The organism is Arenimonas malthae CC-JY-1, assembly GCF_000747075.1.
GTDB lineage: Bacteria > Pseudomonadota > Gammaproteobacteria > Xanthomonadales > Xanthomonadaceae > Arenimonas > Arenimonas malthae.
This window is the reverse complement of the sequence record NZ_AVCH01000178.1, coordinates 1-24515: the sequence shown is the minus strand read 5'-3', so window position 1 is coordinate 24515 and position 24515 is coordinate 1. Positions and strand designations below refer to the sequence as shown.

Genomic DNA, 24515 nt, shown 5'->3' with positions numbered 1-24515 from the left:
AGCCGGCGCAGGCGCGGCCTCGCCCTCGCGTTCGTAGGAGGCGCGGAACTTGGCCAGCAGCGGCAGCCCCACCTCGCGCGACAGGGCCTCGATGGCGCTGGTGCCGTAGGCCAGGGCCACCGGCAGCACGCCGGCGCCGCGCAGGGCCTCGAGCAGGGCGCGGGTTTCGGCCGCGCCGGGGCACTGGCTCAGGCCGCCGAAATCGACCACCACCGCGGCGCGCTCGAACAGCTTCGGCGCGCGCTGCACTCGCTCGGCCATTTCGGCGGCCAGCCGGGCCGGGTCGAGCGTGCGGATGCGCAGGTTGGCGATGCCGACCTGGCCGAACTTCAGCTCGCCCGCCTGTTCGTAATCAAGGTTCGCCGCCATCGCTCAGGTCCCCGTGGCCAGGGCCGCCTGGCGGCCGGGCAGGGGACGGGTGCGCAGCCAGGGCAGGTCGGGCAGCTTGCCGCCGTAGGTTTCGGCCACGAAGGGGTAGCTGCACATTTCCTTGAGCAGCATGGAGGCGCGGATGCCGCTGGCCGGCATGACGTTCTGGCCGACCTCGCGGAAGCCGAAGCTGCCGTGGAAGAGCAGGGCCGGGTCGTTGCCGGTCTGCAGGAAGACTTCGCAGGCCAGCTGCGGCCAGCGCACCTCGGCGAAGCTCTGCACGTCGGCGTAGAAGGCCCGGCCGCGGCCGCCGCCGCGGCGGGGGCGGGCGATGACGATGCGGTCGATGTACAGGAATTCCGGGTAGCGCTCCCGGAACCACAGGAAGTTGGGGCTGTCGTGCGGCGCGTCCTGGGACAGGGCCACCAGGAAGCCGCTGATCAGGCCGTCCTGCTCGGCGACCCGGAAGTATTCGGCGTGTTCCCAGAAGAACCGCGCCTTGGCCAGGTCCATCGGCAGGATGGACGGACCGGCGGCGTTGTTCAGGGCAACGACGGAATCCAGCTCGTGCTCGCGCACGTCGCGGATGGTGATCGGCATTGGACTACATGACTCCGATGGCGTGGGGGCCGCCAGGGGGGCGGGCGATCGGGGCCGGATTATCGCACGGGCGGCTGGCAAGGGGGCGGGGCGGGTTCCATGACTTCCGGGGGCGTCCGCCCGGCCCGGCCCGGCCTATGATGCGGGCATGCTCAACCGCCTCTCCCACACCCAGCTGCTGCGCTACGCCGGCCTGTTCACCTGGGCCGTGGTGGGCATCCCGCTGATCATCCTGGCCTGGAACTTCCAGGCCGAGGGCGAGGCCGAGGGCCCCGCGCCGGGCCCGGTGCTGGCGCTTTCCTACCTGGCGTTCGGCGTAATCTACTGGCTGGTCACCCGTTCGCTGGGCATGCGCAAGCCGCGGCCCACCGACATCGTGCTGCTGGGCCTGCTGACCCTGTCGGCCATCGCCGTCAGCTACCTCACCGGCACCGGCATCGCCGCCGTGCTGATGATGACCATCGCCGGCGTCATCCCCTGGCTGGTGCCGCTGAAGGTGGGCGTGATGTGGCTGGTGCTGCAGCACGTGGCCCTGGTGCCGGTGTTCACCCGGCTCGAGGGCTTCACGCTGGAGCTGGCCATCATGCAGGCCCTGCTGTACGTGGGGTATTCGAGCTTCGCCATGGTGATCGGCCTGGTCGCCAAGCAGCAGGCCCAGGCCCGGGAGGAGCAGCGCCGGCTCAACGCCGAGCTGCGCGCCACCCGCGCCCTGCTGGCCGAGAGTTCCCGCATGAGCGAACGCGTGCGCATTTCCCGCGAACTGCACGACCTGCTGGGCCACCACCTGACCGCGCTGAGCCTGAACCTCGAGGTCGCCGGCCACCTCACCGAAGGCAAGGCCCAGGAGCACGTGCGCCAGAGCCACACCCTGGCCAAGCTGCTGCTCACCGACGTGCGCGAGGCGGTGAGCGAGATGCGCCAGGAGGGCTCGGTGGACCTGTCCGGCGCCATCCGCACGCTGGCCGACGGCGTGCCGGCGCTGGACATCCGCCTGGACGTGCCCGAGCCGCTGAACGTCGAGGACCCGGAGTGCGCGCACGTGGCCCTGCGCTGCGCCCAGGAAATCATCACCAACGCGGTGCGCCACCCCGGCGCCTCGACCCTGTGGCTGTCGGTTTCGCGCGAGGGCAACCAGATGCGCATCCAGGCCCGCGACGACGGCGCCGGCACCGACAACCTTTCGCCCGGCAACGGCCTGGGCGGCATGCGCGAGCGCCTGGCCCACTGCGGCGGCCGCATGGATATCATCACCGGGCGCGGCAAGGGGTTCGCGCTCGACATCCGTTTGCCACTGGAGAAACCCGCATGATCCGCGTCTGCCTCGTGGACGACCAGACCCTGGTGCGCCAGGGCGTCAAATCGCTGCTCGAGCTGGCCGACGGCATCGAAGTGGTGGCCGAGGCCGGCGACGGCCGGCAGGCGGTCGAGCTGATCCCCCAGGTCAAGCCCGACGTGGTGCTGATGGACATGCGCATGCCCGTGATGTCGGGCCTGGAGGCCCTGCAGGCGCTGGGCGGCAAGGGCCTGCTGCCGCCCACCATCATCCTGACCACCTTCGACGACGACCAGCTGGTGCTGGCCGGCATCCGCGCCGGCGCCCGCGGCTACCTGCTCAAGGACGTGTCGCTCGACCAGCTGGTGTCGGCCATCCAGACCGTGGCCGACGGCGGCTCGCTGGTGCAGCCGGCGGTCACCCAGCGCCTGCTGTCGGGCCTGGAGGGGCTGCAGAACGAATTCGTCAGCCTGGACCAGCCCGACCCGCTCACCGACCGCGAAACCGAGATCCTGCGGCTGATGGCCGGCGGCTTCTCCAACAAGGAGATCGCCAATTCCCTGGGCGTGGCCGAGGGCACGGTCAAGAACCACGTGTCCAACATCCTGTCCAAGCTGGGCGTGCGCGACCGCACCCGGGCCGTGCTCAAGGCCTTCGAGCTCAAGCTGGTCTGAGGCCCGGACGGGCCTTTGCACAACCGTAACGAAATCCCCCTGCCGGGGGGCGTCCTGACCTGATATCCTCTCCCGTTCCTGCGGCCGGGCACGTCACCCGGCTGGGGGCCGTTCCTGGAGATCTCCCGAATGACCCGAGTTATTGAGTGGCTTATTTCCCTGCTGATCGTCGCCGTGCTGTTCGTGGTGATCGGCCTCTTCCTGCCGGCCTCGCGCTCGGTCTCGCATTCGGTCGAGACCAACCGCCCGATGTCCACCGTGGACGACGTGCTGGCCAGCTTCACCCGCTTCAAGGACTGGAATGCGCTGATCAACCATGATCCGCGCATGCAGCTCACCATCTCCGGCCCCGAGAAGGGCGTCGGCGCCAAGCTCAACTACGCCTCGAACGACCGCGTGGTCGGCGCCGGCAGCTGGGAACTGGTCGAGGCCATCCCGGGCGAGCGCCTGGTGTACGCCCTGGACGTCCCGGGCCGCGGCGAGAACAAGAAGATGACCTTCACCCTGGAGCGCACCGGCCAGCGCAACCAGAACGTGAAGATCACCCAGCGCTACACCGTCGACTACGGCTGGGACCTGCTGGGCCGCTTCGCCGGCCTGTACGTCACCGACAGCATCGGCGACGACATCAAGCGCGGCCTGGGCAAGTTCAGCAACCTGATGGCCACCATCCCGCGCTTCGACTACAGCCAGCACCCGGCTGAGTTCGCCTTCGTGGACGTGCCGGCCGCCAACGTGCTGTCGGCCACCGCCACCGCGAAGCGTTCGAACGACGACATCGCGCTTGCCATGACCAACCAGCTCAAGTGGATCGAGCAGGTCATGGAAAAGAACAAGCTCGAGCCGGCCGGCCCGCTGCGCATCATCACCAACGAGTTCGGCTCCGACGCCTACGGCTTCGACGTGGTGATGCCGGTCCGCAAGCAGGGCACCGGCCCGGCCGACGAGGCCGCCGACGCCGCTGCCGCGGACGAAGCCCCGGCCGCCGACGCCGTGGCCGCCGAGGGCGAGGCCGATGCCGCCGCCGAGGGCGAAGAGGCCCCGGTCGCCAAGATCGCGCAGGAAGCCGTCGCCCTGGGCGCCCCGGTGCCCGCCGCCGAGCCGCTGGAAACGCTGGACATCACCATCGAGGGCGACAAGAACCCGGTGGTGTACCTGCAGGTCCCGCACATGCGCGCCGCCGTGACCACCTACACCGGTCCGTCGCCGGGCCTGCCGCGCGTGCGCGACCTGGTCCGCGCCTGGGCCATGGTGCGTGGTGCCGAAACCGCCGACCGTCCTTTCGAGGACTACCGGATCGACATCAAGAACATGCTGGCCGAAGACGCCGAGTTCCAGGTCTACTGGCCGGTGAAGGTCAACGGCGAGGCCCCGGCCGAGCCGGTGCAGCTGGTGCCGGAACCGGTGGCCGAGGAAGAGGGCACCCCGCCCCCGGCCACCGAAGGCGAGGCCGCGGCGGAAGCCCCGGCCGAAGCGGAAACCGAGTCCGCCGAGTAACGAGTGAAGCAGGGCGGGCCAAGTGCCCGCCCTGTCGTTTCTGGAGCCAGAAAGTCCCCCCCGACCCCGGAAGAAAACCACCGCGATGATCGAGGCACACGCCCTGCACAAGCGCTACGGCCGCCTGCTGGCCGTGGATGGCATCAGTTTCAAGGTCGAACCCGGCGAAGTGCTCGGGTTCCTGGGCCCCAACGGGGCCGGCAAATCCACCACGATGAAGATGATCGCGGGCTTCCTGGCGCCGAGTTCCGGCACCGCGAAGGTCTGCGGCCATGACGTGCAGGCCGAACCCATGGCCGCACGGCGGGCGTTGGGCTACCTGCCCGAGGGCGCGCCGGGTTACGGCGAAATGAGCCCGAAGGGCTTCCTGGGATTCATCGCCGACGTGCGGGGCCTCGCCGGTGAACACCGGCGCGCGCGCCTCGACGCGGTCATCGGCCGGCTGTCCCTGCAGTCCGTGCTGCACCAGCCCATCGACACGCTGTCCAAGGGCTTCAAGCGCCGCGTCGGCCTGGCCGCCGCCATCCTGCACGACCCGCCCGCGCTGGTGCTCGACGAGCCCACCGACGGCCTCGACCCCAACCAGAAGCACGAGGTGCGCGGCCTGATCCGCGAACTCGCGCGCGACCGCACCGTGCTGCTGTCCACCCACATCCTCGAGGAAGTCGAGGCCGTGTGCAGCCGCGCCATGATCGTCGCCAGGGGCAAGGTGCTGGCCGACGCCACGCCGTCGGAACTGCTGGCGCGCTCGCGCTACCAGGGCGCGGTGTCGCTGCTGGCCGCCGATTCCATCGCCGCCCGCGCCGCGCTCGACGGCATGCCCGGCGTCAGCGGTTTCCACCAGGACGGCGGCGACGGCCGCCTGTACGTGTTCCCGCAGGGCAAGCCGGTGTCGGCCGAGGCCGTGGCCGAGCGCCTGCGCCAGCGTGGAGTCGACTACCGCGGCCTGCAGCCCGAACGCGGGCGCCTGGACGAAGTCTTCCGCCGCATCACCACCGGGGAGGCGCAGGCATGAGCGCGGTGCTGTCGGTGTTCCGGCGCGAGTTCGCCGCGTATTTCGCCACGCCGCTGGCGGTAGTGTTCCTGGTCATCTTCCTGGTGCTGGCCGGCGCCTTCACCTTCTACCTGGGCAATTTCTACGAGTCGGGGCAGGCCGACCTGCAGCCCTTCTTCAGCTTCCACCCCTGGCTCTACCTGCTGCTGGCGCCGGCGGTGGCGATGCGGCTGTGGGCCGAGGAGCGCAAGAGCGGCACGCTGGAACTGCTGCTCACGCTGCCGCTGACGCTGTGGCAGGCGGTGCTGGGCAAGTTCCTGGCGGCCTGGGCCTTCCTGGGGCTGGCGCTGGCGCTGACCTTCCCGATGTGGATCACCGTGGCCTGGCTGGGTGACCCCGACCACGGCGTCATCCTGGCCAGCTACCTCGGCAGCTGGCTGATGGCGGGTGCCTTCCTGGCCATCGGCGGCGCGCTGTCGGCGGCCACCCGCAGCCAGGTGGTGGCCTTCATCCTGAGCGTGGTGGCGTGCCTGCTGCTCCTGCTGGCCGGTTTCCCGCTGGCGCTGGACGTGGTGCGGGGCTGGGCGCCGCTGCCGCTGGTGGACGCGGTGGCCGGCCTGAGCTTCCTCACCCATTTCCAGGCCATCACCCGCGGCGTGCTCGACCTGCGCGACGTGGTGTTCTTCCTGCTGTGCATCGGCGCCTGGCTGCTGGCCACGGTGCTGGTGATCGACCTGAAGAAAGCCGACTGAACGCCATGAAGACGATGTCCCGACGTTCCGTTCCCCTCGTTGCGCTGGCGCTGCTGGCGCTGGCCTTCGTCGCCGCGGTGGCGCTGTCCTCGGTGGCGCTGCGCGGCGCCCGCCTCGACCTCACCAGCCAGGGCCTGTACACGCTGTCCGACGGCACCCTGCGCATCCTCGAAAAGGTCGAGGACCCGGTCACGCTGAAGCTGTATTACTCCGAACACGCCACCCGCGACCTGCAGCAGTTCCGCGTCTTCGCCACCCGCGTGCGCGAGCTGCTGGAGGAAATGGCCGCGCGTTCCGGCGGCAAGGTCACGCTGGAAGTGATCGACCCCGAGCCGTTCTCGGAAGCCGAGGACCAGGCCGCGGCCTACGGCCTGCAGGCCATCCCGCTCAACACCACGGGCGACAAGCTCTACTTCGGCCTGGTCGGCGCCAACAGCACCGACGGCGAATCGCTGATGCCCTTCATCCAGCCGGACAAGGAAGCCTTCCTCGAATACGACGTCGCCAAGCTCATCTCCACCCTGGGCGCCGCCGAGCGACCGGTGGTGGCCCTGCTCAGCGGCCTGCCGATGGGCCCGAGCATGGATCCCAGCGGCCGCCAGAACCCGGGCTGGGTGGTGGACCGGCAGCTGAGCGAGCTGTTCGAACTGCGCCGCCTGCAGGGCATGCCCACGTCCATCGCCGACGACGTGGACCTGCTGATGCTGGTGCACCCGCGCGACGTGCCCGAGGCCACGCTGCTGGCGATCGACCAGTTCGTGCTGCGCGGCGGCCGCCTGCTGGTGTTCGTGGACCCCGACGCCGAGGCCGACCAGCGCGGCATCAACCCGCTCGACCCGCTGTCGGCCTCCGAGCCGCAGGCGTCCGACCTGGGCCTGCTGTTCCAGCGCTGGGGCATCAGCTACGACCCCACCCGCGTGGTGCTCGACGACCGCCACGCCCTGCAGGTGCAGCCCGACCCGAACGGCCCGCCGGTGCGCCACCTGGCCGTGATCGGCCTGGAAAAGGACGCGCTCAACCAGGACGACGTGGTCTCGGCCGAACTGGGCAAGCTGCATTTCTCCACCGTGGGCGCACTGGGCCTCTCGCGCGAGTCCACGCTGCGCATGGAGCCGCTGGCGCAGAGCTCGCGCAGCGCGGCGATGGCCGACGTGGTGGCGGTGCGCGCGGCCGTGTCCGATCCCGACCAGCTGCGCGAGGCCTTCAAACCCGGCAACGAACCCCTGGTGATGGCGGCGCGTTTCACCGGCGAACTGGCCACGGCCTTCCCGGACGGAAAGGGCGAAGGCCACCTGGCCAGGAGCCAGGGCCCCGTGAACCTGATCGTGGTCGCCGACACCGACGTGCTCACCGACCGGCTCTGGGTGCAGGTGCAGGACTTCATCGGCGAGCCGGTCTACAACGCCTTCGCCAACAACGGCGACTTCGTCTTCAACGCGGTGGACAACCTGGTCGGCAACGCCGACCTGATCGCGGTGCGCACGCGGGCGCCGTCGGCGCGGCCGTTCAAGCGGGTCGAGGAGATCCGCCGCGGCGCCGAGGAGCGCTACCGCAGCACCGAGCAGCGCCTGCAGCAGCAGCTCGAGGCGCTCGAGCAGCAGCTCACCGCGCTGCAGCAGCCGGGCGCCGAGGGCCAGGCGCAGGCGATCAGCCCGGAGCAGCAGGCCGAGATCCTGCGTTTCCAGGACGAGCGCCTGCGCATGCGCAAGGAGCTGCGCGACGTGCAGCACCGCCTCAACGCCGACATCGACGCGCTGGGCGACCGGCTCAAGCTGGTGAACATCCTGGGCATGCCCACGCTGGTGGTGCTGGTGGCGCTGCTGGTGGCCTGGCGCCGCTGGTCGCGCCGGCGCGCGGCGGAGGCCTGAACCATGCGCGCGAGGCAGCTGCTGCCCTGGGGCGTGGCGGTGCTGGCGCTGGCCGGCCTGGCCTGGTGGGCGCTGGACCGGCAGGCGCCGTCCGACGCCGCGGTGGCGGGCGAGGCGCTGCCGGGTTTCGCCGCGCGCATCGGGGCGCTGGAGCGCATCGAGGTGCGTGGCGCCGGTGACGCCCCGCTGGTGACCCTGGTGCGCACGAACGGCCGCTGGGAAGTGCTCGAGCGCGCCGGCTGGCCCGCCAACGAACGCGAGATCAGCCGCGCCCTGTTCCGGCTGGGCGAAGCGCAGCGGGTCGAGGCCAAGACCGACAACCCGGCGCTGCACGCGCGCCTGGGCGTGGAAGACATCGCCAGTCCCGGGGCCAAGGGCGCCGAGCTTCGCTTCATCGGCGGCGGCGAGCCGATGGCGCTGGTGGTCGGCAGCAACCACCCGGTGCTGGGCGGCAGTTACGCCCGCCTGGCCGGCGACCCGCAGGCCTGGCTGCTCGACGAAGACCTGGCGCCCGCGCGCGACCCCGCCGCCTGGCTCGACCGCCGCCTCGTCGACCTGCCGCTGGCGCGCATCGAACGCGTGCGCGTGGCGCCGGCCAAGGGCCGCGACTTCCGCCTGGTGCGCGGCGACGGCGGCTTCGCGCTGGATGGCGCGGCGCGCGCTTCCGACGCCGCCACGGCCACCGCCGGCACGGTCGAACAGCTGGCGCTGGACGACTTCGCCGTCGACGAGGGCAAGCCCGCCGCGGCGCAAACGGCCGTGTTCGAAAGCGTTGACGGCGTGGCGCTCACCCTGGCCAGCTGGCAGGACGAACGCGGGCTCTGGGCGCGCCTGTCGGTGGCGCTGGACCGCGACGTGGCCCTGGCCTGGTTCGCCAAGGCCGACGAAACGGCCGATCCGCCCGCAAAGCGACTGGCCGCGCTGGAAGCGCAGGTGGCGACGTGGCAGGCGGCCTTCGAGGGCCGGCGCTTCCTGCTGCCACCGCACAAGGCCGCCAACCTCCTGAAATCCCGCGACGACTACCTGGAGTCGCCCTGATGTCCGCCGCCGCGCGAGCCCTGGCGGCCGCCGGCGCCCTGGCCTGCGGCCTGGCGGTGGCGCTGGGCGCCTACGCCAGCCACGGCCTGGACGGCGAAAACGCCAGGCGTGCCGGGCTGGCGGCGCTGTTCGCCTTCGGCCACGGCCTGGCGCTGCAGGTGCTGCTGCGCGCCGACGTGGGCCGGCTCCGGCTGGCGGCGGGCGTGGCCCTGCTGGCGGGCCTGCTGCTGTTCGCCGGCAGCCTGTGCGGCGCGGTGTTCTTCGGCTGGCCCACGGCGCTGGCGCCGGCGGGCGGATTGCTGCTGATGCTCGGCTGGCTGATCATCGCCGTCGACACCCTGCGCCGCTGAGGCCCGCCATGCCCCGTTACACCCGCGGCTTCGACCTCGACACCGCCGCGGCGCACCTGCGCAGGCGCGACCGCAAGCTGGGCCGCTGGATCGACCGCATCGGCCCGCTCGAGGTCGGCGAACGCTGGCGCAAGCGCTTCGACCCCACCGACGCGCTGGCCCGCGCCATCCTCTACCAGCAGCTGTCGGGCAAGGCCGCGGCCACCATCGTCGGCCGGGTCGAGGCGGCCATCGGCGCCGACAAGCTTCACGCCGACACGCTGGCCCGCATCGACGACGCCGGCCTGCGCGCCTGCGGCGTGTCCGGCAACAAGACCCTGGCCCTGCGTGACCTGGCGGCCCGCGCCGCCGCCGGCGAAGTGCCATCGACGGCCGAAATGGCGCGCCTGCACGACCACGAAATCATCGAACGCCTCACCGCCGTGCGCGGCATCGGCCGCTGGACGGTGGAGATGATGCTGATGTTCCAGCTCGGCCGCCCCGACGTGCTGCCGGTGGACGACCTGGGCGTGCGCAAGGGCGCCCAGCTGCTCGACAAGCTCGAAGAGATGCCCAAGCCGCGCGAGCTGGCCGAACGCGGCGAAGCCTGGGGCCCGTACCGCACGCTGGCCGGCCTCTATCTCTGGCGCATCGCCGATTTCGCCGCGCCGCAAAAACCGCCGGTGAAACGCTCGCAGGATTAGCCGCGGTCGGGAAGTTCGCCGAGTTTCGCGCCGGCCAGCGCCTGGTCGCGCCAGTGGTCGAGCAGGCCCTGCACGGTGCCGCGTTCGAGCGCCGCCTGCAGTTCCAGCGCGCGTTCGCGGCGCGCCTTTTCGTAATCGCTGCCGTCGGGCACCCGGGGGGCGAGCCGCTCGCAGATCCACCACGGCCGGTTGTGTTCGCCGGCGCGCGCCATGGCCACGGCCAGCGCCAGGTCGCCGATGCCATTGTCCGGGTTGGCGAGGTAGGCGAAGACATAGCCGCGCAGGTCGCGTACGCCGTCGAGCCAGGGCAGGGCGGCGTCGCGCACCACGCCGGCGGCGCTGGCGATGGCGGCCGCGGCGGACGCCTCGGTGCGGCCCTCCCAGGGCACGCAAGGCTCCTCCGGCCCGCGCTGGTGCGCGTGGCCCACCTTCAGAGAGTGCAGCTGGAAAAACGGGTCGCAGAGCAGCGCCGCCGCGAACGACAGCGTGAAGGTTTGCCCGCCCGACCAGGAGCCCGCGAAGGACAGCACGTGCACCAGGTCGCCATGGCGGCGCAGGAAGACCTTGGGCTGGGTCCGGGTGAAGCCCGCGTCGGAGAGCAGGGGCACGAGCTGGCGCGTGATTTCCGCGCGCAGGAAATCCTTGGCCAAGTTCAGTCGTCCTTGCCGGCCGGGTGCCAGCACCAGTGCCAGGGTTCGTAGACGATGCCGTGCGGATTGCCGCGCGGGTAGCTCATGGCGAACCCGAAGCCGCCGGCGTGTTCGCGCAGCCAGGCGAAGGCGGGCGTGGCCTCGAAACTTTCCTCGGCGGGCGGTTCGCCCGGGCAGCCGATGTCGATGGCGCAGCCGCCGTGGTGTTCGCTGTAACCGGGCGCGGCGTTCACCGCCAGGATCTGTTCCACCGTTAGCCCGCGCGCGAGCTTTCGTTCGAAGATGCCCAGCTGGTAGGCGTGGCTGCGGTAGCCGGAGATGGCCTCGAGCGCCACGCCGGCGTCGCGCGCGGCGGCCTGCATGCGCCGCCAGGCGCGCGCGGCCGGTGCCAGCAGCCACAGCGGCCGGCGGTAGCGGTCGAAACCGGCGAATTCCAGCCGCGCCGGTTCGGCCACCAGGGGCAGGCCGGTGCGTTCGCCGTAAGCCTCGTCCAGGCCGAGCGCCGCGAGGTGGCCGAGCAGGCCGTCGAGCGGCAGGAACAGCGCTTCGCCGGCGCGTTCGTGCAGGGCATGCAGCGCCGAGAGCGCCTCGCCGACGCCGGGTTCGCGGGCCAGGCCGGGTTGCAGCGCGTGCAGGCGGCCGGCATCGTCGAACGCGGCCAGGAAACGGCCGTCGCGCTTGCGCCGCAGGCACCAGCGGGCGCGGGCCAGGGCGCGGGCATCGGCGTTCGCGCGCGGGCGCAGCAGCCGGGCCGGCCAGGCCTCGACTTCCGCGCTGTTCACCAGGTGCCAGTCCAGGGCGTGCATGCGCGAAGCTTAGCCCGGCGGCTCAGTGTTGCCCAATCCAGTCGGCGATGTCGGTGACCACCTGCGCCTCGACCCGGCCCTCGCGCCGGTATTCCTCGGGGCTCGGCGGCCCGTGGCCGCGCTGGAACAGGTGGTTGAGGTCGGGGTAGGTGATGAAGCGCGCGTCCGGGTGAGTGGCCAGCCCGTCGCGCCAGCGCTGCAGGTCGCCGTCGGCGGTCACCTGGTAGTCGCGTTCGCCCTGCAGCAGCAGCATGGGTTTGCCCAGGGCCAGGGCGCGTTCGACCGGGCGGGTGGCGGCGTGGTCGCGCCAATAGGCCGGCGGGATGCCCATCATCGGCTGCCGCGGCGGCGGGCCGCCGGCCATCATGGCGCGCAGTTCGTCGCGCTGCTGGAAGGCGGCTTCCACGGTGACGCGCTCGAGTTCGGTGACCAGGCCGTCGCGTTCGGCCAGGTAGCGGATCTGCTCGGGCACGGCGTCGTAGAGCGGGCGCGAGAGCGCCGCCATCAGCACCAGGCCGCGCACTTCCGGCGCGCGCTCGCCGATGCGCGGGGCGAGGAAGCCGCCGAGGCTGTGGCCGAGCACGAAAACGCGGCCGGCATCCACTTGCGGCAGGGCGCGCAGCAGCGAAACCGCCTTCACCGCGTCGGCGATGGTCACTTCCTCCGCCGTGGCGTCGGCGGACAGCGTGCCGCTGCGCAGCCAGGTGCGCTTGTCGTAGCGCAGCACCACCACGCCGCGCCCGGCCAGGCCGTAGGCCAGGTCGAGGAAGGGTTTGTTCGGGCCCAGGGTTTCGTCGCGGTCGGCGCGGCCGGAGCCGTGCACCAGCACGATGGCCGGGAAGGGGCCGGGACCGCGCGGCAGGGTAAGCGTGCCGCCCAGGTCGCCCACCGGGAACTCGCGCTCGCTGAAGGGCGCGGCGTAGGCGGGCGCGGGCTCGGGCTCGCGCGGCGGCGGCACGGATGGCGCGCGCAGGTCGGCCGGCACCAGCCAGAAGCCGTCGATCCGGCCGCTGCGGTCGGTGGCCAGGCGCGCTTCCACCGCCTGCTTCTCGAACTCCAGGCGCAGCACGGCGGCGGGGCGGCCGCCCAGGGTTTCCAGCCGCGCGGGGCGGCGCAGGCGCAGCGGGCCGAGCCGCTCGGGCAGGCCTTCCCAGGTGGCCTGCAGCTTTTCGACGGGCAGGTCCTGGCCGGTGCGCGGCGCCAGCAGGGCGTGCGCCGCGGCGTAGTCGCCCGCCTCCAGGGCGTCGATGAAACGTTCGGCATTGCCCAGCAGCAGCGCTTCGCGTCGGTCCACGGCGCCGCCGGGCAGGCTGAGCAGCGACAGGGCGAGGACCAGCAGCAGGGGGAGCGCGCGGGACATGCGCGCAGCTTAGCGGGTCAGGCGGCGGCGCGGCGAAGGATGTCGAGCACGGCCTGGGGGTGTTCGAAGCTCAGCAGCCAGACCCGGCCGTCGGCGTGCGGCAGCGCCAGCACCTTCGACGGGTCGGTCACCAGGCAGAAGGCCTTGCGGCGGTCGCGCAGGCGGAAGTGGCCGGCCCAGTAGCCGGGCAGGGCGAAGCCGTTGGTCTTGAGCAGCGGCTTGAATTCGGTGTGCTCGCGGGTGTCGACGACGCGGGCCTGGTCGAGCCGGAAATCCGACAGCGGCGCCTGCCGCGAGTAATAGGTGGCCTTCACGCGCAGCTGCCTGCCGTCGAAGGCCACCTGGCGCCGCCACATCGGCAGCAGCACGGCCAGGATGGCCACGGCCACCAGCGCCTGCATGGCCAGCAGGCCGAGCGGATCGGCGCCCGACTTGCGGGCGGCGGCGATGGCGATGCCGGCCACCCCCAGCGGCACCAGCGTGCCGAAGCCGATGGCGAACCAGAGCGCGCCCTTGCCGACCGGGCCGATGGCGAAGTTGCGGAAACTCATGCGTCCTTGTCCTCGTCGGGTTTCTTCAGGCGGCCGGCCTTGCGAAGCGCGTCACGCAGCACGTATTCGATCTGGGCGTTGACCGAGCGCAACTCGTCGTCGGCCCAGCGCTGGACGGCGTCCAGCACCTCGGTGTTGATGCGCAGCGGGTAGGCTTTTTTCTCCGCCACCGGTCAGGCCTTGTTCGCCCGCACGGCGGCGATGGCCAGCACCGTCGCCGCCAGCGTGACCGCGCCGACGCCGCCCACCGCGAGCACCGTGGCGTGCTCGCGCGGGGAGAACAACAGGGCCAGGCCCAACAGAATCAGCAGCGCATCGATGACCAGCAGCAAACGCGCCGTGGCCGCCCGCGCCCGTGCCGGGTCGCGGGCGGCCTTGATCGAAACGGGGTCCCACTTGCCCGTGAGCAGCATCAGGCCGATCACCAGGCCCGGGAGGGCGCTGGCGATCACCACGATGCCGGCCAGCATCATCTCGTCCATGGCCGGCCTCAGTAGAGGCTGCCGGCGTTGACGACCGGCTGGGTGCCGCGCTCGCCGCACAGCACCACCAGCAGGTTCGACACCATGTGCGCGCGGCGCTCGGGGTCGAGTTCCACCACGTTGCGGGCCGAGAGCTGCTCGAGCGCCATTTCCACCATGCTCACCGCGCCTTCGACGATGCGGGTGCGGGCGGCGATGATGGCGCTGGCCTGCTGGCGCTGCAGCATCGCCTGGGCGATTTCCGGGGCGTAGGCCAGGTGGCTGATGCGCGCCTCGATCACGTGCACGCCGGCCTGGGCCAGGCGCTCCTGGATCTCCTCGGTCAGGTGCTTGGCGATCTCGGCGGCGTGGCTGCGCAGCGAGATCTTGCCGTCCTCGTGCTGGTCGTAGGGGTAGCTGGTGGCCATGGCGCGCAGCGCGGCCTCGGACTGGATGTGCACGAAGCTCTCGTAGTCGTCCACGTTGTAGACGGCCTCGGCCGAATCCACCACCTGCCACACCACCACGGCGCCGATCTCGATCGGGCTGCCGTCGAGGTCGTTGACCTTGAGCTTGCCGCTCTCGAAGTTGCGCACGCGCAGGCTGACCTTCTTGGCCGCGAAGAAGGGGTTGTTCCAGCGCAGGCCCTGCTCCTTGACCGTGCCCACGTACTTGCCGAACAGGCTCAGCACCGCGGCCTGGTTCGGTTCGACCATGAAGAAGCCGCCCAGGCCGACCGTCAGCAGCACGCCCAGCACGATGGCGGCGATGGTGCGCACCGGGTCCTCCTGCTGGATGCCCCCGACCAGCAGCCAGAGGGTGGCGGCCGACAGCGCGATCGCGGCCAGCAGGGTCGGAATGCCGGGAAGGGACTGCTTGGACTGTTCTTTCATGGGGGCTCTCCTGGGTGTCGAGAAGATGATATCGAAGTGATATCAGCTGTCAACAGGCCGGAAGTCAGCCCCCCGCGGGGCCGCTAGCGGGGCGCGGGCTTCACCCGGTAGCGCAGGAAGGGCGAGGGCAGCTGTTCGCTGCCGATGGCCAGGCCGGCCCCGTCGGCGTCGAAGGCCACGGCTTCGGCCTGCGGCAGCCAGGGCAGGGCCAGGGCCGAGACCTCGGCCTCGAGCGCGTCCCGCCAGGAGCCGCCCGGCTCGCGCACCAGGAAATGCAGGGCGCGATAGTTCAGCACCGCCAGCACGCGGCCGTTCGGGCTGAGGCTGGCGCCGGTGACCTGGGCGCGGTAGCGGCCGTACACCGGGTTCTTGAGCAGGTCGCCGGACGAGGGCTGGGCGATGCCGCGAAGGGTGCCCAGGAACTCGGCGTCCACCACCGCGTCGCCGCCGCGCAGCGGCACGCGGAAGAGTTCGGGTGGCACGCGTTTTTTCGACACCAGCAGCACGTCGCCGGCGACCGGGTCGACGGTGGCGGCCTCGCAGTCGCGCGGGCCGTCGGGCCAGCGGAAGCGGCGGGTCCAGGCCAGGCGGGCGGGCTGGTCGAGGCTGGCGGGTTCTTCGACGACGTAGAGCTGCAGTTCCTGGCGCAGTCCGCCGTTGTCGCCGGTGTCGGCGATGAGCAGGTAGCGCCGGCCGTCGAGTTCGAAGCTCGACAGGTCTTCCCAGTCCACGTTCGGCACGCCTTCCACCGGCACGCTGCCGCGGTGGCGGCCGCGGCCGTCGACCAGGTGCAGTTCGGCCGAGCTGCCGCTGTCGTTGATGGCCCAGTAATGGCCCGGGTGGGTGCGCGAGGCCGCGAGGCCGCTGATCTCGTCGATGGCGCCGTCGGTGACCAGGCCGGCGATGTCGGGCTCGCTCCAGCGGGCGCCATGGGCGAACGCGGGCAGCAGCAGGAGCAGGAAGGCGGGAAGTAAGCGGCGCATGGCGGTTCGACGTGGTGGACACCGAGCATGACAGAAAGCCCGGCGGGCCGGCAGCGTGCCCCCAGCGGCTACAATCGCGGCTTCCTCCGCCCACGCTGCCGCCGCCATGACCGACCCGCGCCCCGTCACCCTCGGAACCCCGCTTTCGCGCTCCGCCTGGCGCGTGCTGATGCTCGGCTCGGGCGAGCTGGGCAAGGAAGTGGTGATCGAGCTGCAGCGCCTGGGCGTGGAAGTGATCGCCGCCGACCGCTACGACGACGCCCCGGCCATGCAGGTGGCGCACCGCTGCCACACGCTCAACATGCTCGACCCGGCGGCGCTGCGCGACCTCATCGCGCACGAGAAGCCCGACCTGGTGGTGCCCGAGATCGAGGCCATCCACACCCAGACCCTCGTGGAACTGGAAGCCGACAAGGGCCAGCGGGTGGTGCCGACCGCGCGCGCCGCGCGCCTGACCATGGACCGCGAGGGCATCCGCCGGCTCGCCGCCGAAACCCTGGGCCTGCCGACCTCGCCCTACCGTTTCGTCGACACGCGGGAGGAATACCGCGCCGCGGTGGCCGCCATCGGCCTGCCCTGCGTGGTGAAGCCGGTGATGTCGTCGTCGGGCAAGGGCCAGAGCACCGTGCGCGGCGAGGCCGACATCGACCGCGCCTGGGAGTACGCGCAGTCCGGCGGCCGCGCCGGGCAGGGGCGCTGCATCGTCGAGGGATTCATCGACTTCGACTACGAGATCACGCTGCTCACCGTGCGCCACCGCGACGGCACTTCCTTCTGCGACCCCATCGGCCACCTGCAGGTGGACGGCGACTACCGCGAAAGCTGGATGCCGCAGCCGATGTCGGACGCGGCCTTGCGCGAATCGCAGCGCATCGCCCGGGCCGTGACCGAAAACCTCGGCGGCTGGGGACTGTTCGGCGTGGAGCTGTTCGTGAAGGGCGACCAGGTGTGGTTCAGCGAAGTCTCGCCGCGCCCGCACGACACCGGCCTGGTCACGCTCATCTCGCAGGAGCTGAGCGAGTTCGGGCTGCACGCGCGCGCCATCCTGGGCCTGCCGGTGCCGAACATCCGCGCGCTGGGGCCCTCGGCCTCGTGCGCGGTGCTGGCCACCGGCCACGGCGTGCCGGTGTTCTCGCACGTGGACGCCGCGCTGGCGGAGCCGGACACGCAGCTGCGCCTGTTCGGCAAGCCGCGCGTGGAAGGCCACCGCCGCGTGGCCGTCACCCTGGCCCGCGACGTGGACGTGGACGCCGCGCGCGCCAAGGCGCGCCGTGCGGCCGCGGCGCTGCAGGTCAGCCTGGATCCGCTGTAACGCTTTTGACTTTGTAGGAGCGGCTTCAGCCGCGACCGCTTTTGGCGAAAGGGCGGTCGCGGCTGAAGCCGCTCCTACAGGGATTATTGCGGGGCTTGCAGGTCCACCCACACCATGCGGTGGTCGGTGGCGTCGAGCCAGTCGGCGCCGGCGTCGCCCGGTGCGGGCCAGAACACGCCGCTGCCGGCCACGGCGAGCCCCACCGAGGGCAGGACGTAATCCACCCGGAAGTTGCCGTTGCGCGGGCCGAACTGCGCGGTGTCGTGCGCAGGCGCGGAGCGGTGGCTGCCGTTGGCGGGGTTCGCCATGGCGGCGGCCAGCGCGCCTTCGCTGCGCGGCGTGGCGTACCGCAGCACGCGCGGGTGTTCGAGCAGCTGCTGGATGGTCCCGGGCAGGCTGCCGCCGTCGGCCGGGTCGGCGTTGTAATCGCCGACGATGACGAACCGCTCGCCTGCGGGCAGGCCGCCGCAGCGGCCCTGGTCGTCGCACAGCCAGGGTCGGTCGCCGGGCGTGAGGTATTCGGCCCACAGGCGGATTTCGTCGTGGTTGCGGGCGGCGTTGCGGCGCTCGGGGCCGTCGAACACCGGCGGCGTCGGGTGCGCGGCCAACAGGTGCACGGTGCCCAGCGGCGTGGCGATGGGCAGGTCCCAGTGCGACTTCGAGCTCAGGCGCAGCTGCGACCAGATCTCCGCCGGGTACCAGGGCTGGTTCGTGGCCGGGTCCAGCGGCGCCATGGCGCCGGGCATCGCGCTCCAGCGCAGGAGCTGGAAGGTGCGCGCCGCCTTCGCGTCGATCGGGTACTGCGACAGCACCAGCATGCCGTACTGGCCCGGGTGCAGGCCGTAGCCCCAGGCGTCGTTGCCGCGGGCGCGGCCTTCGGTGGCCACCACGCCGTTGCGGTCCAGGTCCAGGCCGCTGGGCACGCCGGTGTTCACCGGGGCCAGGTAGCGGTAGGGATAGGTGATGGCGGCTTCGCCGTGCTGGCCCACGCCCAGGTAGTCGCGCTGGAAGCGGTCGGCGGCGAGGCCCTCGGGGTCGTAGTCGAATTCGTTGAGCAGCACGACGTCAGGCCGCTGGCGCTGGATGACCGCGGCGATCTTGCGGGCGCGCTCGTCGCCGGCTTCGAGCCGCGCGAGCAGGCCGCCGGCCTGCTCGGAATACAGCGAGGTGTTGAAGGTGGCGACGCGCACGTTCACCCCGGCCCGTTCCGGCGCGACGGGCGCGGTGGACTGGCAGGCGGCGAGGGCGAGGGCGAGGACGGCAAGCAGGCTGGGGATTCGCATGGATGCCGATTGTGCCCGAGGCGCATGACCGCGTCCTGCACGCGGGTTCAGGCCGGCATGGGGCGCCAGAGCGCGCCGTCCAGGAACTCCAGCGGCTGGTAGGCGCGTTTGTAGGCCATCTTCGGGTGGCCTTCGAGCCAGAAGCCCAGGTAGACGTAGCCGCGGCCCTCGCGCCGGGCGCGCCCGACCTGCTGGAGGATGGCGTAGGTACCCAGGCTGCGCGCGGCCAGTTCCGGCGCGAAGAACGTGTAGACCGCCGACAGCCCGTCGGGTACGACGTCGGTGACGGCCAGCGCCACCAGCTCGCCGTCGAGCCGGAATTCCATGAACTCGGTCGGGCTCCAGCGGCAGGCGAGGAAGGCGTCGAAGTTTTCGGGCGCGGGGTCGTCCATGCCGCCGCCGGCGTGGCGGGTGTCGAGGTAGCGCCGGTAGAGCGCGAAGTTTTCCTCGGTGCGCCGGGGCGGCGCGCTGCGCAGTTCGAGGTCGGCGTTGCGGGCCAGGCAGCGCTTCTGCGCCCGGTTCGGCACGAACCGTTCGACCGGGATGCGCACCGACACGCAGGCGCGGCAGCCGGCGCAGTAGGGACGGTAGACATGCCCGCCGGAGCGGCGGAAGCCCATGGCCAGGGCCTGCGGGTACACCGACGCCAGGTGCGGGTCGGTGGGGTCGATGATCAGGTCGCGCGCCAGCCGCTCCCGCCAGTAGCCGCAGGGATGCTCGAGGCTCTGGAACAACCGGATCGCATGCTGGCCGCTGTTGCCCATGGGCCCAGTCTACCGCGCCCGGGAGAGGGGGTCAGAGGACGCGGCCCAGGCGCTGGCCGACGCGGGTGGGGGTCTCGGTGGCGAAAGCGTCGAGGGCCACGGCGTCGCGGGGGAAGAGCAGGATCACCGTGGAGCCGTAGTTGAAGCGGGCCATTTCGGCGAAGCGGGCGAGGGTGATGCCCTGGCCGCGCCAGTCGCGGCGGATCGGGGAATGCGCGTAGGGCGGGATCTCCTCGCCGTTCCACACCGATTCCACGCCCGACACCAGCAGCGCGCCCACCATCACCGAGCACATCGGCCCGAATTCGGTTTCGAAGTGGCAGACCAGCCGCTCGTTGCGCGCGAACAGCCGCGGGATGGCCTGCACGCCCCAGGGCGCCACCGTGAACAGCCGGCCGGGCACGTGCAGCGTTTCCACCAGCGTGCCCGACCACGGCATGTGCACGCGGTGGTAGTCGCGCGGCGACAGGTAGATGTTGGCGAACCAGCCGTCGGCGTAGGGCGCGGCCATGGCCTCGCTGCCCAGCAGCTCGGCGGCGGTGAAGGACTGGCCCTTGGCCTGGAAGATGCGCCCGGCCTCGATGCGCCCGGCCTGGCTGATCTTGCCGTCGGCCGGCATCAGCAGGCAACGCGGGTCCGGGTCGGCCACGCGCGCGCCGGGCCTGAGTTCGCGGGTGAAGAAGGCGTTGAAGTGCTCGTAGTTGCGCGGCTCCGGGTCGGCGGCCTCGGCCATGTCCACGTTGAACCTGCGGACCACCAGCGCGATCAGCCAGTCCTTGAACCAGCCCGCGCGCGAACGCGCCACGCCGTAGGCCAGCCGCGACAGCAACCGGTGCGGCAGCAGGTGCTGCAGCAAGACCTTCGGGCTCATGGCGCCTCCGTGGCCAGCAGGGCCAGGTCGGCGGCGATGTCGGCGGGCACCAGCGGCGGCCGGATCAGGCCGGCCTGGCGGCCCTGCGGATCCACCAGCACCAGGGCGCTGGAGTGGTCCATGGTGTAGTCGCCGTCTTCCAGCGGCACCTTCATGTAGACCATGCCCAGCGCGGTGGCGAATTCCTGCAGCGCCGGCTCGGGCGCGGTGGCGGCCAGGGTGTCGGGGTGGAAGTAGGCGGCGTATTCGCCGGTCTTCTCCGGCGTGTCGCGGTCCGGGTCCACCGACACGAACAGCAGGCGCGGGCGGCGTTCGGCCGGCAGCGCGTCCCAGGCCTTCTGCGCCTGCGACATTTCGGTGAGCGTGGTCGGGCAGACGTCGGGGCAGTGGGTGAACCCCAGGAACACCACGGTCCAGCGGCCGCGCAGTTCGTCCGGCGTCAGCGGGGTGCCGTCGGACTGCTGCAGCGCGAAGGCGGGCAGGGCACGCGGGGCGGGGAACAGGCGCACCGCCTTGAGCCGCGCCGGATCCAGCGCCGGGCCGGCCGCCGGCGCGCCGCCGGGCGCGAAGGCCATCTGCGCGGCCCAGAGGCCAAGGCCGGCCGCCAGCGCGGCGACCAGGATGAGCAGGGTGTTGCGATTGAACACGGGCGATCCCGTCAGGGTGGCAGGCCGGCAATTATAGCCGCGGCGCGGCTATACTCCCGCCATTGCAAGGGATTTCAAGAACATGCCGGCGGAACTTGCCACGATCATCGACTTCATCCGCTACGGCGCCAGCCGCTTCGGCGCCGCCGGCCTGACCTTCGGCCACAGCCACGACAACGCCCTGGACGAGGCCACCCAGCTGGTGCTGCACACCCTGCACCTGCCGCCCGACCTGGGGCCGGCCTACGGCCAGGCCAAGCTGACGCACGACGAGAAGAAGGCCGTGCTGGCGCTGTTCGAGCGCCGCATCAACGAGCGCATCCCGGCCTGCTACCTCACCGGCGAGGCCTGGTTCGCCGGCCTGAGCTTCAAGACCGACCCGCGCGCCCTGGTGCCGCGCTCGCCGATCGCCGAGCTGATCGAAGCCGGCTTCGAGCCCTGGCTCGGCGGCCGCGAGGTGCACCGCGCGCTCGACATGTGCACCGGCTCGGGCTGCATCGCCATCGCCACCGCGCACTACCACCCGCACTGGCGGGTGGACGCGGTGGACGTGAGCCCCGAGGCGCTGTCGCTGGCGCGCGAGAACGTCGAACGGCTGCACGCGTCGAACGTGCGCCTGATCGAATCCGACCTGTTCCATAACCTGGACGGCGAGGTCTACGACCTGATCGTCACCAACCCGCCATACGTCACCCACGCCGAAACCGACGCGCTGCCGCCGGAGTACTCGCACGAGCCCCAGCTGGGCCTGCGCGCGGGCGAGGACGGCCTGGACCTGGCGCTGGAAATCCTGCGCGACGCGCCGGCGCACCTGTCGGAGCACGGCCTGCTGATCTGCGAGGTCGGCGAAAGCGAACGTGCGCTGGTGGAGCTGCTGCCGGAAGTGCCCTTCGCCTGGGTCGAGTTCAAGGTCGGGCAGATGGGCATCTTCGTGGTCGAACGCGAGGACCTGGTGGCGCACCACGCGCGCATCAAGGCGCTCGCCGACGCCCGCCGGGGCTGACGCCCGATGAGCGACAACAGCTTCGGCCGGCTGCTGCGCGTCACCACCTTCGGCGAGAGCCACGGCCCCGCCATCGGCTGCGTCATCGACGGTTGCCCGCCGGGCCTGGCGCTGGCGCCGGAAGACTTCCGCGCCGACCTCGACCGCCGCGCCACCGGCAAGACCCGCCACACTTCGCAGCGCCACGAGGCCGACGAGGTGGAAATCCTCAGCGGCGTGTTCGAAGGCCGCACCACCGGCACGCCCATCGGCCTGCTGGTGCGCAATACCGACGCCCGCAGCAAGGACTACGCCGGCATCGCCGCGCAGTTCCGCCCGGGCCACGCCGACTACACCTACCTGCAGAAGTACGGCCACCGCGACCCGCGCGGCGGCGGCCGCAGCTCGGCCCGCGAAACCACCATGCGCGTGGCCGCGGGCGTGGTCGCGAAGAAGTGGCTGGCCGAAAGGCATGGCGTGCAGGTGCGCGCCTGCGTGTCGCAGGTGGCCCACCTGGTGCCGCGCGGCTTCGACTGGACGGCGGTGGAAGCCAACCCGTTCTTCTGGCCCGACGCTTCGATGGTGGCCGAGCTCGAGGCCTTCATGGACGCGCTGCGCAAGTCCGGCGACTCCGCCGGCGCGCGCGTGCACGTGCAGGCCCTGGGCGTTCCGCCCGGCTGGGGCGAGCCGGTGTACGGCAAGCTCGACGCCGAGATCGCCGCGGCCATGATGTCGATCAACGCCGTCAAGGGCGTGGAGATCGGCGCTGGCTTCGCCTCGGTCACGCAGAAGGGCAGCGAGCACCGCGACCTGATGTCGCCGGCGGGTTTCGCCAGCAACCACGCCGGCGGCGTGCTGGGCGGCATCAGCAGCGGCCAGGACATCGAAGTCTCGGTGGCCTTCAAGCCCACCTCCAGCCTGCGCCTGCCGGGCGCCACGGTGGACACGTCGGGCCAGCCCGTGGAAGTGATCACCACCGGCCGCCACGACCCCTGCGTGGGCCTGCGCGCGCCGCCCATCTGCGAAGCCATGCTGGCCCTGGTTCTGATGGACCAGGCCCTGCGCCACCGCGCCCAGTGCGGCGACGTGGATCCAGTATTCCCGCGTATCCCAGGAAAACATGAGCAAGACGTATAGCGTTGCGGTTGTGGGCGCCACCGGTGCGGTGGGCGAGGCGATGTTGGCGATCCTGGCCGAGCGGCAGTTCCCGGTCGGGAAGCTGCACCTGCTGGCCAGCGAGCGTTCGGCCGGCGAGAAGGTGGCCTTCGGCGCGCAGAAACTCGTGGTCGAGGACCTGGCCACGTTCGATCCGGCCGGCGTGGACATCGCGCTGTTTTCCGCCGGCGGCTCGGTGTCGAAGCAGTACGCCCCGAAGTTCGCCGCCGCCGGCGCGGTGGTGATCGACAACAGCTCGGCGTTCCGCTACGACGACGACGTGCCGCTGGTGGTGGCCGAGGTGAACCCGGAACAGGTGGCGAACCGCCCGCGCGGCATCATCGCCAACCCGAACTGCTCCACCATGCAGATGCTGGTGGCGCTGGCGCCCATCCATCGCGCCGCCGGCATCGAGCGCATCAACGTGGCCACCTACCAGTCGGTGTCCGGCGCCGGGCGCACGGCGATGGAGGAGCTGGGCCGGCAGACCGCGGCCATGCTCAACTTCCAGCCGCACGAACCGGCGAAGTTCCCGGTGCAGATCGCCTTCAACCTGATCCCGCACATCGACGAGTTCCTGGACAACGGCTACACCAAGGAAGAAATGAAGCTGGTCTGGGAGACCCGCAAGATCCTGGGCGACGCGTCCATCCAGGTGAACCCCACCGCCGTGCGCGTGCCGGTGTTCTTCGGCCACTCCGAGGCCGTGCACCTGGAAACCCGCCGCAAGATCGGCGCCGACGAGGCCCGCGCGCTGCTCGAGGACGCCCCGGGCGTGGAAGTGGTGGACGAGCGCGAACCCGGCGGCTACCCGACCCCGGTGACGCACGCCGCCGGCACCGACCCGGTGTACGTGGGCCGCATCCGCGAGGACTTGTCGCACCCGCGCGGCCTCGACCTGTGGATCGTTTCCGACAACATCCGCAAGGGCGCCGCGCTCAACGCCGTGCAACTGGCGGAACTCGTGGTCAAAGAGCGTTCCTGACCGGTATATTCGGGCCGATACCAAGGACGGGGCCGCTTGCAGGGGAGTGGTCGCGCCGCCTTTCCCGGGGAGATTGAACGCGTGAACATCAGGCATCTGCAGCTACCGCTGGCCCTCGCCCTGGCCCTGGGCGCCTCCAGCGCCCACGCCCTCGGCCTGGGCGCCATCGAGGTCAAGTCCGGGCTGAACCAGCCGCTGGTCGCCGAAATCCCCATCCTCTCCGCCGGCCCCGGCGAGCTCGAGGAGCTGGAAGTGCGCCTGGCCTCGCCCGAGGCCTTCGCCCGGGTCGGCCTGGAGCGCCCCGTCGGACTCACCGCGAACCTGCAGATGGAGGTGACGCGCAACGCCGCCGGCCAGCCGGTGATCCGCGTCACCACGCCCAACCGCTTCACCGAACCCTTCCTCACCTTCCTGGTCGAGGCCAACTGGGGCCGCGGCAGCGTGGTGCGCGAATTCAGCGCGCTGGTGGACCCGCCCTACATCGCGCCGGCGGTGATCCGCCCGATGGAAACCCCGGTGGTGTCCGCCGCCCCCGTGGCGCCGCCGGTGGCTGCCGAGCCGGAGCCCGCGGCCGAAACGGTGCCGCTGCCCGAACCCGAGCAGGTGACCGCCGTCGCCGACGTGGTGCCCGAACCCGAAACCCCGGCCGCGCCGCTGCCGGCGCCCGAGCCGGTGGCCGAAGCCGCGCCGGTGGAGCCGCTGCCCGAGCCGGAG

At 71.7% G+C, this 24515-nt stretch carries 27 protein-coding genes and 1 pseudogene; 14 read left to right on the top strand and 14 right to left on the bottom strand.

Features of this window, described 5'->3' with window-relative positions:
* Positions 1-369: pseudogene (gene minC, locus N790_RS10935) on the bottom strand (septum site-determining protein MinC); the annotation flags it as partial.
* A 3-nt stretch (positions 370-372) separates the two neighbouring features.
* Entirely contained in the window at positions 373-969 is a 597-nt protein-coding gene (locus tag N790_RS10930) for a GNAT family N-acetyltransferase (RefSeq protein ID WP_043804086.1), read from the bottom strand.
* 148 nt (positions 970-1117) lie between these two features.
* Between N790_RS10930 and N790_RS10925 the strand changes: the two genes are divergently transcribed.
* From N790_RS10925 to N790_RS10885, 9 genes are all read left to right on the top strand, one after another.
* Entirely contained in the window at positions 1118-2278 is a 1161-nt protein-coding gene (locus N790_RS10925) for a sensor histidine kinase (protein ID WP_043804085.1), read from the top strand.
* Positions 2275-2916, top strand: coding sequence for a response regulator (locus tag N790_RS10920; RefSeq protein ID WP_043804084.1), 642 nt, complete (start codon positions 2275-2277; stop codon positions 2914-2916). The genes N790_RS10925 and N790_RS10920 overlap by 4 nt, the downstream gene beginning before the upstream one ends.
* 129 nt (positions 2917-3045) lie before the next feature.
* Complete coding sequence (locus tag N790_RS10915) at positions 3046-4413, top strand: SRPBCC family protein (RefSeq protein WP_084062857.1); 1368 nt, start codon at positions 3046-3048, stop codon at positions 4411-4413.
* Positions 4414-4498: 85 nt separating this feature from the next.
* A complete protein-coding gene (locus N790_RS10910; RefSeq protein WP_043804082.1) occupies positions 4499-5428 on the top strand; it encodes an ABC transporter ATP-binding protein in 930 nt (309 codons plus the stop codon).
* The gene (locus tag N790_RS10905; RefSeq protein WP_043804081.1) at positions 5425-6159 is read left to right on the top strand and encodes an ABC transporter permease subunit; all 735 of its coding nucleotides are present in this window, start codon (positions 5425-5427) and stop codon (positions 6157-6159) included. The genes N790_RS10910 and N790_RS10905 overlap by 4 nt, the downstream gene beginning before the upstream one ends.
* 14 nt (positions 6160-6173) lie before the next feature.
* Positions 6174-8027 carry a Gldg family protein gene (locus tag N790_RS10900; RefSeq protein WP_043804090.1) on the top strand — a complete coding sequence of 618 codons (1854 nt, stop codon included), beginning with the start codon at positions 6174-6176 and terminating at the stop codon, positions 8025-8027.
* Between the two features lie 3 nt (positions 8028-8030).
* Positions 8031-9065: a DUF4340 domain-containing protein gene (locus N790_RS10895; protein ID WP_043804080.1), complete on the top strand. Its 1035-nt coding sequence runs from the start codon at positions 8031-8033 to the stop codon at positions 9063-9065.
* Positions 9065-9415, top strand: a complete 351-nt coding sequence (locus tag N790_RS10890; protein WP_043804078.1) for a DUF423 domain-containing protein — start codon at positions 9065-9067, stop codon at positions 9413-9415. The genes N790_RS10895 and N790_RS10890 overlap by 1 nt, the downstream gene beginning before the upstream one ends.
* An 8-nt stretch (positions 9416-9423) precedes the next feature.
* The gene (locus N790_RS10885; RefSeq protein WP_043804077.1) at positions 9424-10098 is read left to right on the top strand and encodes a DNA-3-methyladenine glycosylase family protein; all 675 of its coding nucleotides are present in this window, start codon (positions 9424-9426) and stop codon (positions 10096-10098) included.
* On the opposite strand, the gene N790_RS10880 is transcribed toward N790_RS10885, so the two are convergent.
* The 8 genes from N790_RS10880 to N790_RS10850 form a co-directional block, all read right to left on the bottom strand.
* Complete coding sequence (locus N790_RS10880; protein WP_043804076.1) at positions 10095-10748, bottom strand: hypothetical protein; 654 nt, start codon at positions 10746-10748, stop codon at positions 10095-10097. The genes N790_RS10885 and N790_RS10880 overlap by 4 nt on opposite strands.
* A 2-nt stretch (positions 10749-10750) precedes the next feature.
* Entirely contained in the window at positions 10751-11554 is an 804-nt protein-coding gene (locus N790_RS10875) for a M15 family metallopeptidase (RefSeq protein ID WP_043804075.1), read from the bottom strand.
* A 22-nt stretch (positions 11555-11576) separates the two neighbouring features.
* Positions 11577-12914, bottom strand: coding sequence for an alpha/beta hydrolase (locus tag N790_RS10870; protein ID WP_052385881.1), 1338 nt, complete (start codon positions 12912-12914; stop codon positions 11577-11579).
* A 17-nt stretch (positions 12915-12931) separates the two neighbouring features.
* The gene (locus tag N790_RS10865) at positions 12932-13465 is read right to left on the bottom strand and encodes a PH domain-containing protein (protein ID WP_052385880.1); all 534 of its coding nucleotides are present in this window, start codon (positions 13463-13465) and stop codon (positions 12932-12934) included.
* On the bottom strand, positions 13462-13635 hold the full coding sequence (locus N790_RS15700) for a type II toxin-antitoxin system antitoxin (RefSeq protein ID WP_084062855.1): 174 nt from the start codon (positions 13633-13635) through the stop codon (positions 13462-13464). Before N790_RS15700 ends, N790_RS10865 begins: the two co-directional genes overlap by 4 nt.
* Before the next feature lie 3 nt (positions 13636-13638).
* The gene (locus tag N790_RS10860; RefSeq protein WP_043804073.1) at positions 13639-13947 is read right to left on the bottom strand and encodes a hypothetical protein; all 309 of its coding nucleotides are present in this window, start codon (positions 13945-13947) and stop codon (positions 13639-13641) included.
* An 8-nt stretch (positions 13948-13955) separates the two neighbouring features.
* On the bottom strand, positions 13956-14819 hold the full coding sequence (locus tag N790_RS10855) for an SPFH domain-containing protein (protein WP_043804072.1): 864 nt from the start codon (positions 14817-14819) through the stop codon (positions 13956-13958).
* 83 nt (positions 14820-14902) lie between these two features.
* Positions 14903-15802 carry a hypothetical protein gene (locus N790_RS10850; protein ID WP_043804071.1) on the bottom strand — a complete coding sequence of 300 codons (900 nt, stop codon included), beginning with the start codon at positions 15800-15802 and terminating at the stop codon, positions 14903-14905.
* A gap of 106 nt (positions 15803-15908) precedes the next feature.
* Between N790_RS10850 and purT the strand changes: the two genes are divergently transcribed.
* The gene (gene purT, locus N790_RS10845) at positions 15909-17114 is read left to right on the top strand and encodes a formate-dependent phosphoribosylglycinamide formyltransferase (protein WP_043804070.1); all 1206 of its coding nucleotides are present in this window, start codon (positions 15909-15911) and stop codon (positions 17112-17114) included.
* 83 nt (positions 17115-17197) lie between these two features.
* Here the strand turns inward: purT and N790_RS10840 are convergent, their stop codons facing one another.
* From N790_RS10840 to N790_RS10825, 4 genes are read right to left on the bottom strand one after another with little or no spacing between them, the layout of a single operon-like run.
* On the bottom strand, positions 17198-18397 hold the full coding sequence (locus N790_RS10840) for an endonuclease/exonuclease/phosphatase family protein (protein ID WP_043804069.1): 1200 nt from the start codon (positions 18395-18397) through the stop codon (positions 17198-17200).
* 47 nt (positions 18398-18444) lie between these two features.
* Positions 18445-19161, bottom strand: coding sequence for an arginyltransferase (locus tag N790_RS10835; RefSeq protein ID WP_043804068.1), 717 nt, complete (start codon positions 19159-19161; stop codon positions 18445-18447).
* A gap of 31 nt (positions 19162-19192) precedes the next feature.
* The gene (asd, locus tag N790_RS10830; RefSeq protein ID WP_043804067.1) at positions 19193-20032 is read right to left on the bottom strand and encodes an archaetidylserine decarboxylase; all 840 of its coding nucleotides are present in this window, start codon (positions 20030-20032) and stop codon (positions 19193-19195) included.
* Complete coding sequence (locus N790_RS10825) at positions 20029-20679, bottom strand: SCO family protein (RefSeq protein ID WP_043804066.1); 651 nt, start codon at positions 20677-20679, stop codon at positions 20029-20031. Before N790_RS10825 ends, asd begins: the two co-directional genes overlap by 4 nt.
* An 82-nt stretch (positions 20680-20761) precedes the next feature.
* On the opposite strand from N790_RS10825, the gene prmB reads away from it, so the two are divergent.
* The 4 genes from prmB to N790_RS10805 form a co-directional block, all read left to right on the top strand.
* Positions 20762-21682, top strand: a complete 921-nt coding sequence (prmB, locus tag N790_RS10820; RefSeq protein WP_043804064.1) for a 50S ribosomal protein L3 N(5)-glutamine methyltransferase — start codon at positions 20762-20764, stop codon at positions 21680-21682.
* 6 nt (positions 21683-21688) lie between these two features.
* Positions 21689-22798: a chorismate synthase gene (gene aroC / locus N790_RS10815; protein ID WP_043804063.1), complete on the top strand. Its 1110-nt coding sequence runs from the start codon at positions 21689-21691 to the stop codon at positions 22796-22798.
* Positions 22782-23801 (top strand): aspartate-semialdehyde dehydrogenase, encoded by a 1020-nt coding sequence (locus N790_RS10810; protein WP_043804062.1) that lies wholly within the window; start codon positions 22782-22784, stop codon positions 23799-23801. The genes aroC and N790_RS10810 overlap by 17 nt, the downstream gene beginning before the upstream one ends.
* An 81-nt stretch (positions 23802-23882) precedes the next feature.
* Positions 23883-24515: type IV pilus assembly protein FimV (locus N790_RS10805; RefSeq protein WP_043804061.1), on the top strand; the 633-nt coding region annotated here is incomplete at its 3' end.

What these genes read in the sequence shown, in the direction of transcription:
- N790_RS10930 (WP_043804086.1), bottom strand. Translation starts at nt 969, where the DNA reads ATGCCGATCACCATCCGCGACGTGCGCGAGCACGAGCTGGATTCCGTC.
- N790_RS10925 (WP_043804085.1), top strand. Translation starts at nt 1,118, where the DNA reads ATGCTCAACCGCCTCTCCCACACCCAGCTGCTGCGCTACGCCGGCCTG.
- N790_RS10920 (WP_043804084.1), top strand. Translation starts at nt 2,275, where the DNA reads ATGATCCGCGTCTGCCTCGTGGACGACCAGACCCTGGTGCGCCAGGGC.
- N790_RS10915 (WP_084062857.1), top strand. Translation starts at nt 3,046, where the DNA reads ATGACCCGAGTTATTGAGTGGCTTATTTCCCTGCTGATCGTCGCCGTG.
- N790_RS10910 (WP_043804082.1), top strand. Translation starts at nt 4,499, where the DNA reads ATGATCGAGGCACACGCCCTGCACAAGCGCTACGGCCGCCTGCTGGCC.
- N790_RS10905 (WP_043804081.1), top strand. Translation starts at nt 5,425, where the DNA reads ATGAGCGCGGTGCTGTCGGTGTTCCGGCGCGAGTTCGCCGCGTATTTC.
- N790_RS10900 (WP_043804090.1), top strand. Translation starts at nt 6,174, where the DNA reads ATGTCCCGACGTTCCGTTCCCCTCGTTGCGCTGGCGCTGCTGGCGCTG.
- N790_RS10895 (WP_043804080.1), top strand. Translation starts at nt 8,031, where the DNA reads ATGCGCGCGAGGCAGCTGCTGCCCTGGGGCGTGGCGGTGCTGGCGCTG.
- N790_RS10890 (WP_043804078.1), top strand. Translation starts at nt 9,065, where the DNA reads ATGTCCGCCGCCGCGCGAGCCCTGGCGGCCGCCGGCGCCCTGGCCTGC.
- N790_RS10885 (WP_043804077.1), top strand. Translation starts at nt 9,424, where the DNA reads ATGCCCCGTTACACCCGCGGCTTCGACCTCGACACCGCCGCGGCGCAC.
- N790_RS10875 (WP_043804075.1), bottom strand. Translation starts at nt 11,554, where the DNA reads ATGCACGCCCTGGACTGGCACCTGGTGAACAGCGCGGAAGTCGAGGCC.
- N790_RS10870 (WP_052385881.1), bottom strand. Translation starts at nt 12,914, where the DNA reads ATGTCCCGCGCGCTCCCCCTGCTGCTGGTCCTCGCCCTGTCGCTGCTC.
- N790_RS10865 (WP_052385880.1), bottom strand. Translation starts at nt 13,465, where the DNA reads ATGAGTTTCCGCAACTTCGCCATCGGCCCGGTCGGCAAGGGCGCGCTC.
- N790_RS10860 (WP_043804073.1), bottom strand. Translation starts at nt 13,947, where the DNA reads ATGGACGAGATGATGCTGGCCGGCATCGTGGTGATCGCCAGCGCCCTC.
- N790_RS10855 (WP_043804072.1), bottom strand. Translation starts at nt 14,819, where the DNA reads ATGAAAGAACAGTCCAAGCAGTCCCTTCCCGGCATTCCGACCCTGCTG.
- N790_RS10850 (WP_043804071.1), bottom strand. Translation starts at nt 15,802, where the DNA reads ATGCGCCGCTTACTTCCCGCCTTCCTGCTCCTGCTGCTGCCCGCGTTC.
- purT (WP_043804070.1), top strand. Translation starts at nt 15,909, where the DNA reads ATGACCGACCCGCGCCCCGTCACCCTCGGAACCCCGCTTTCGCGCTCC.
- N790_RS10840 (WP_043804069.1), bottom strand. Translation starts at nt 18,397, where the DNA reads ATGCGAATCCCCAGCCTGCTTGCCGTCCTCGCCCTCGCCCTCGCCGCC.
- N790_RS10835 (WP_043804068.1), bottom strand. Translation starts at nt 19,161, where the DNA reads ATGGGCAACAGCGGCCAGCATGCGATCCGGTTGTTCCAGAGCCTCGAG.
- asd (WP_043804067.1), bottom strand. Translation starts at nt 20,032, where the DNA reads ATGAGCCCGAAGGTCTTGCTGCAGCACCTGCTGCCGCACCGGTTGCTG.
- prmB (WP_043804064.1), top strand. Translation starts at nt 20,762, where the DNA reads ATGCCGGCGGAACTTGCCACGATCATCGACTTCATCCGCTACGGCGCC.
- aroC (WP_043804063.1), top strand. Translation starts at nt 21,689, where the DNA reads ATGAGCGACAACAGCTTCGGCCGGCTGCTGCGCGTCACCACCTTCGGC.
- N790_RS10810 (WP_043804062.1), top strand. Translation starts at nt 22,782, where the DNA reads ATGAGCAAGACGTATAGCGTTGCGGTTGTGGGCGCCACCGGTGCGGTG.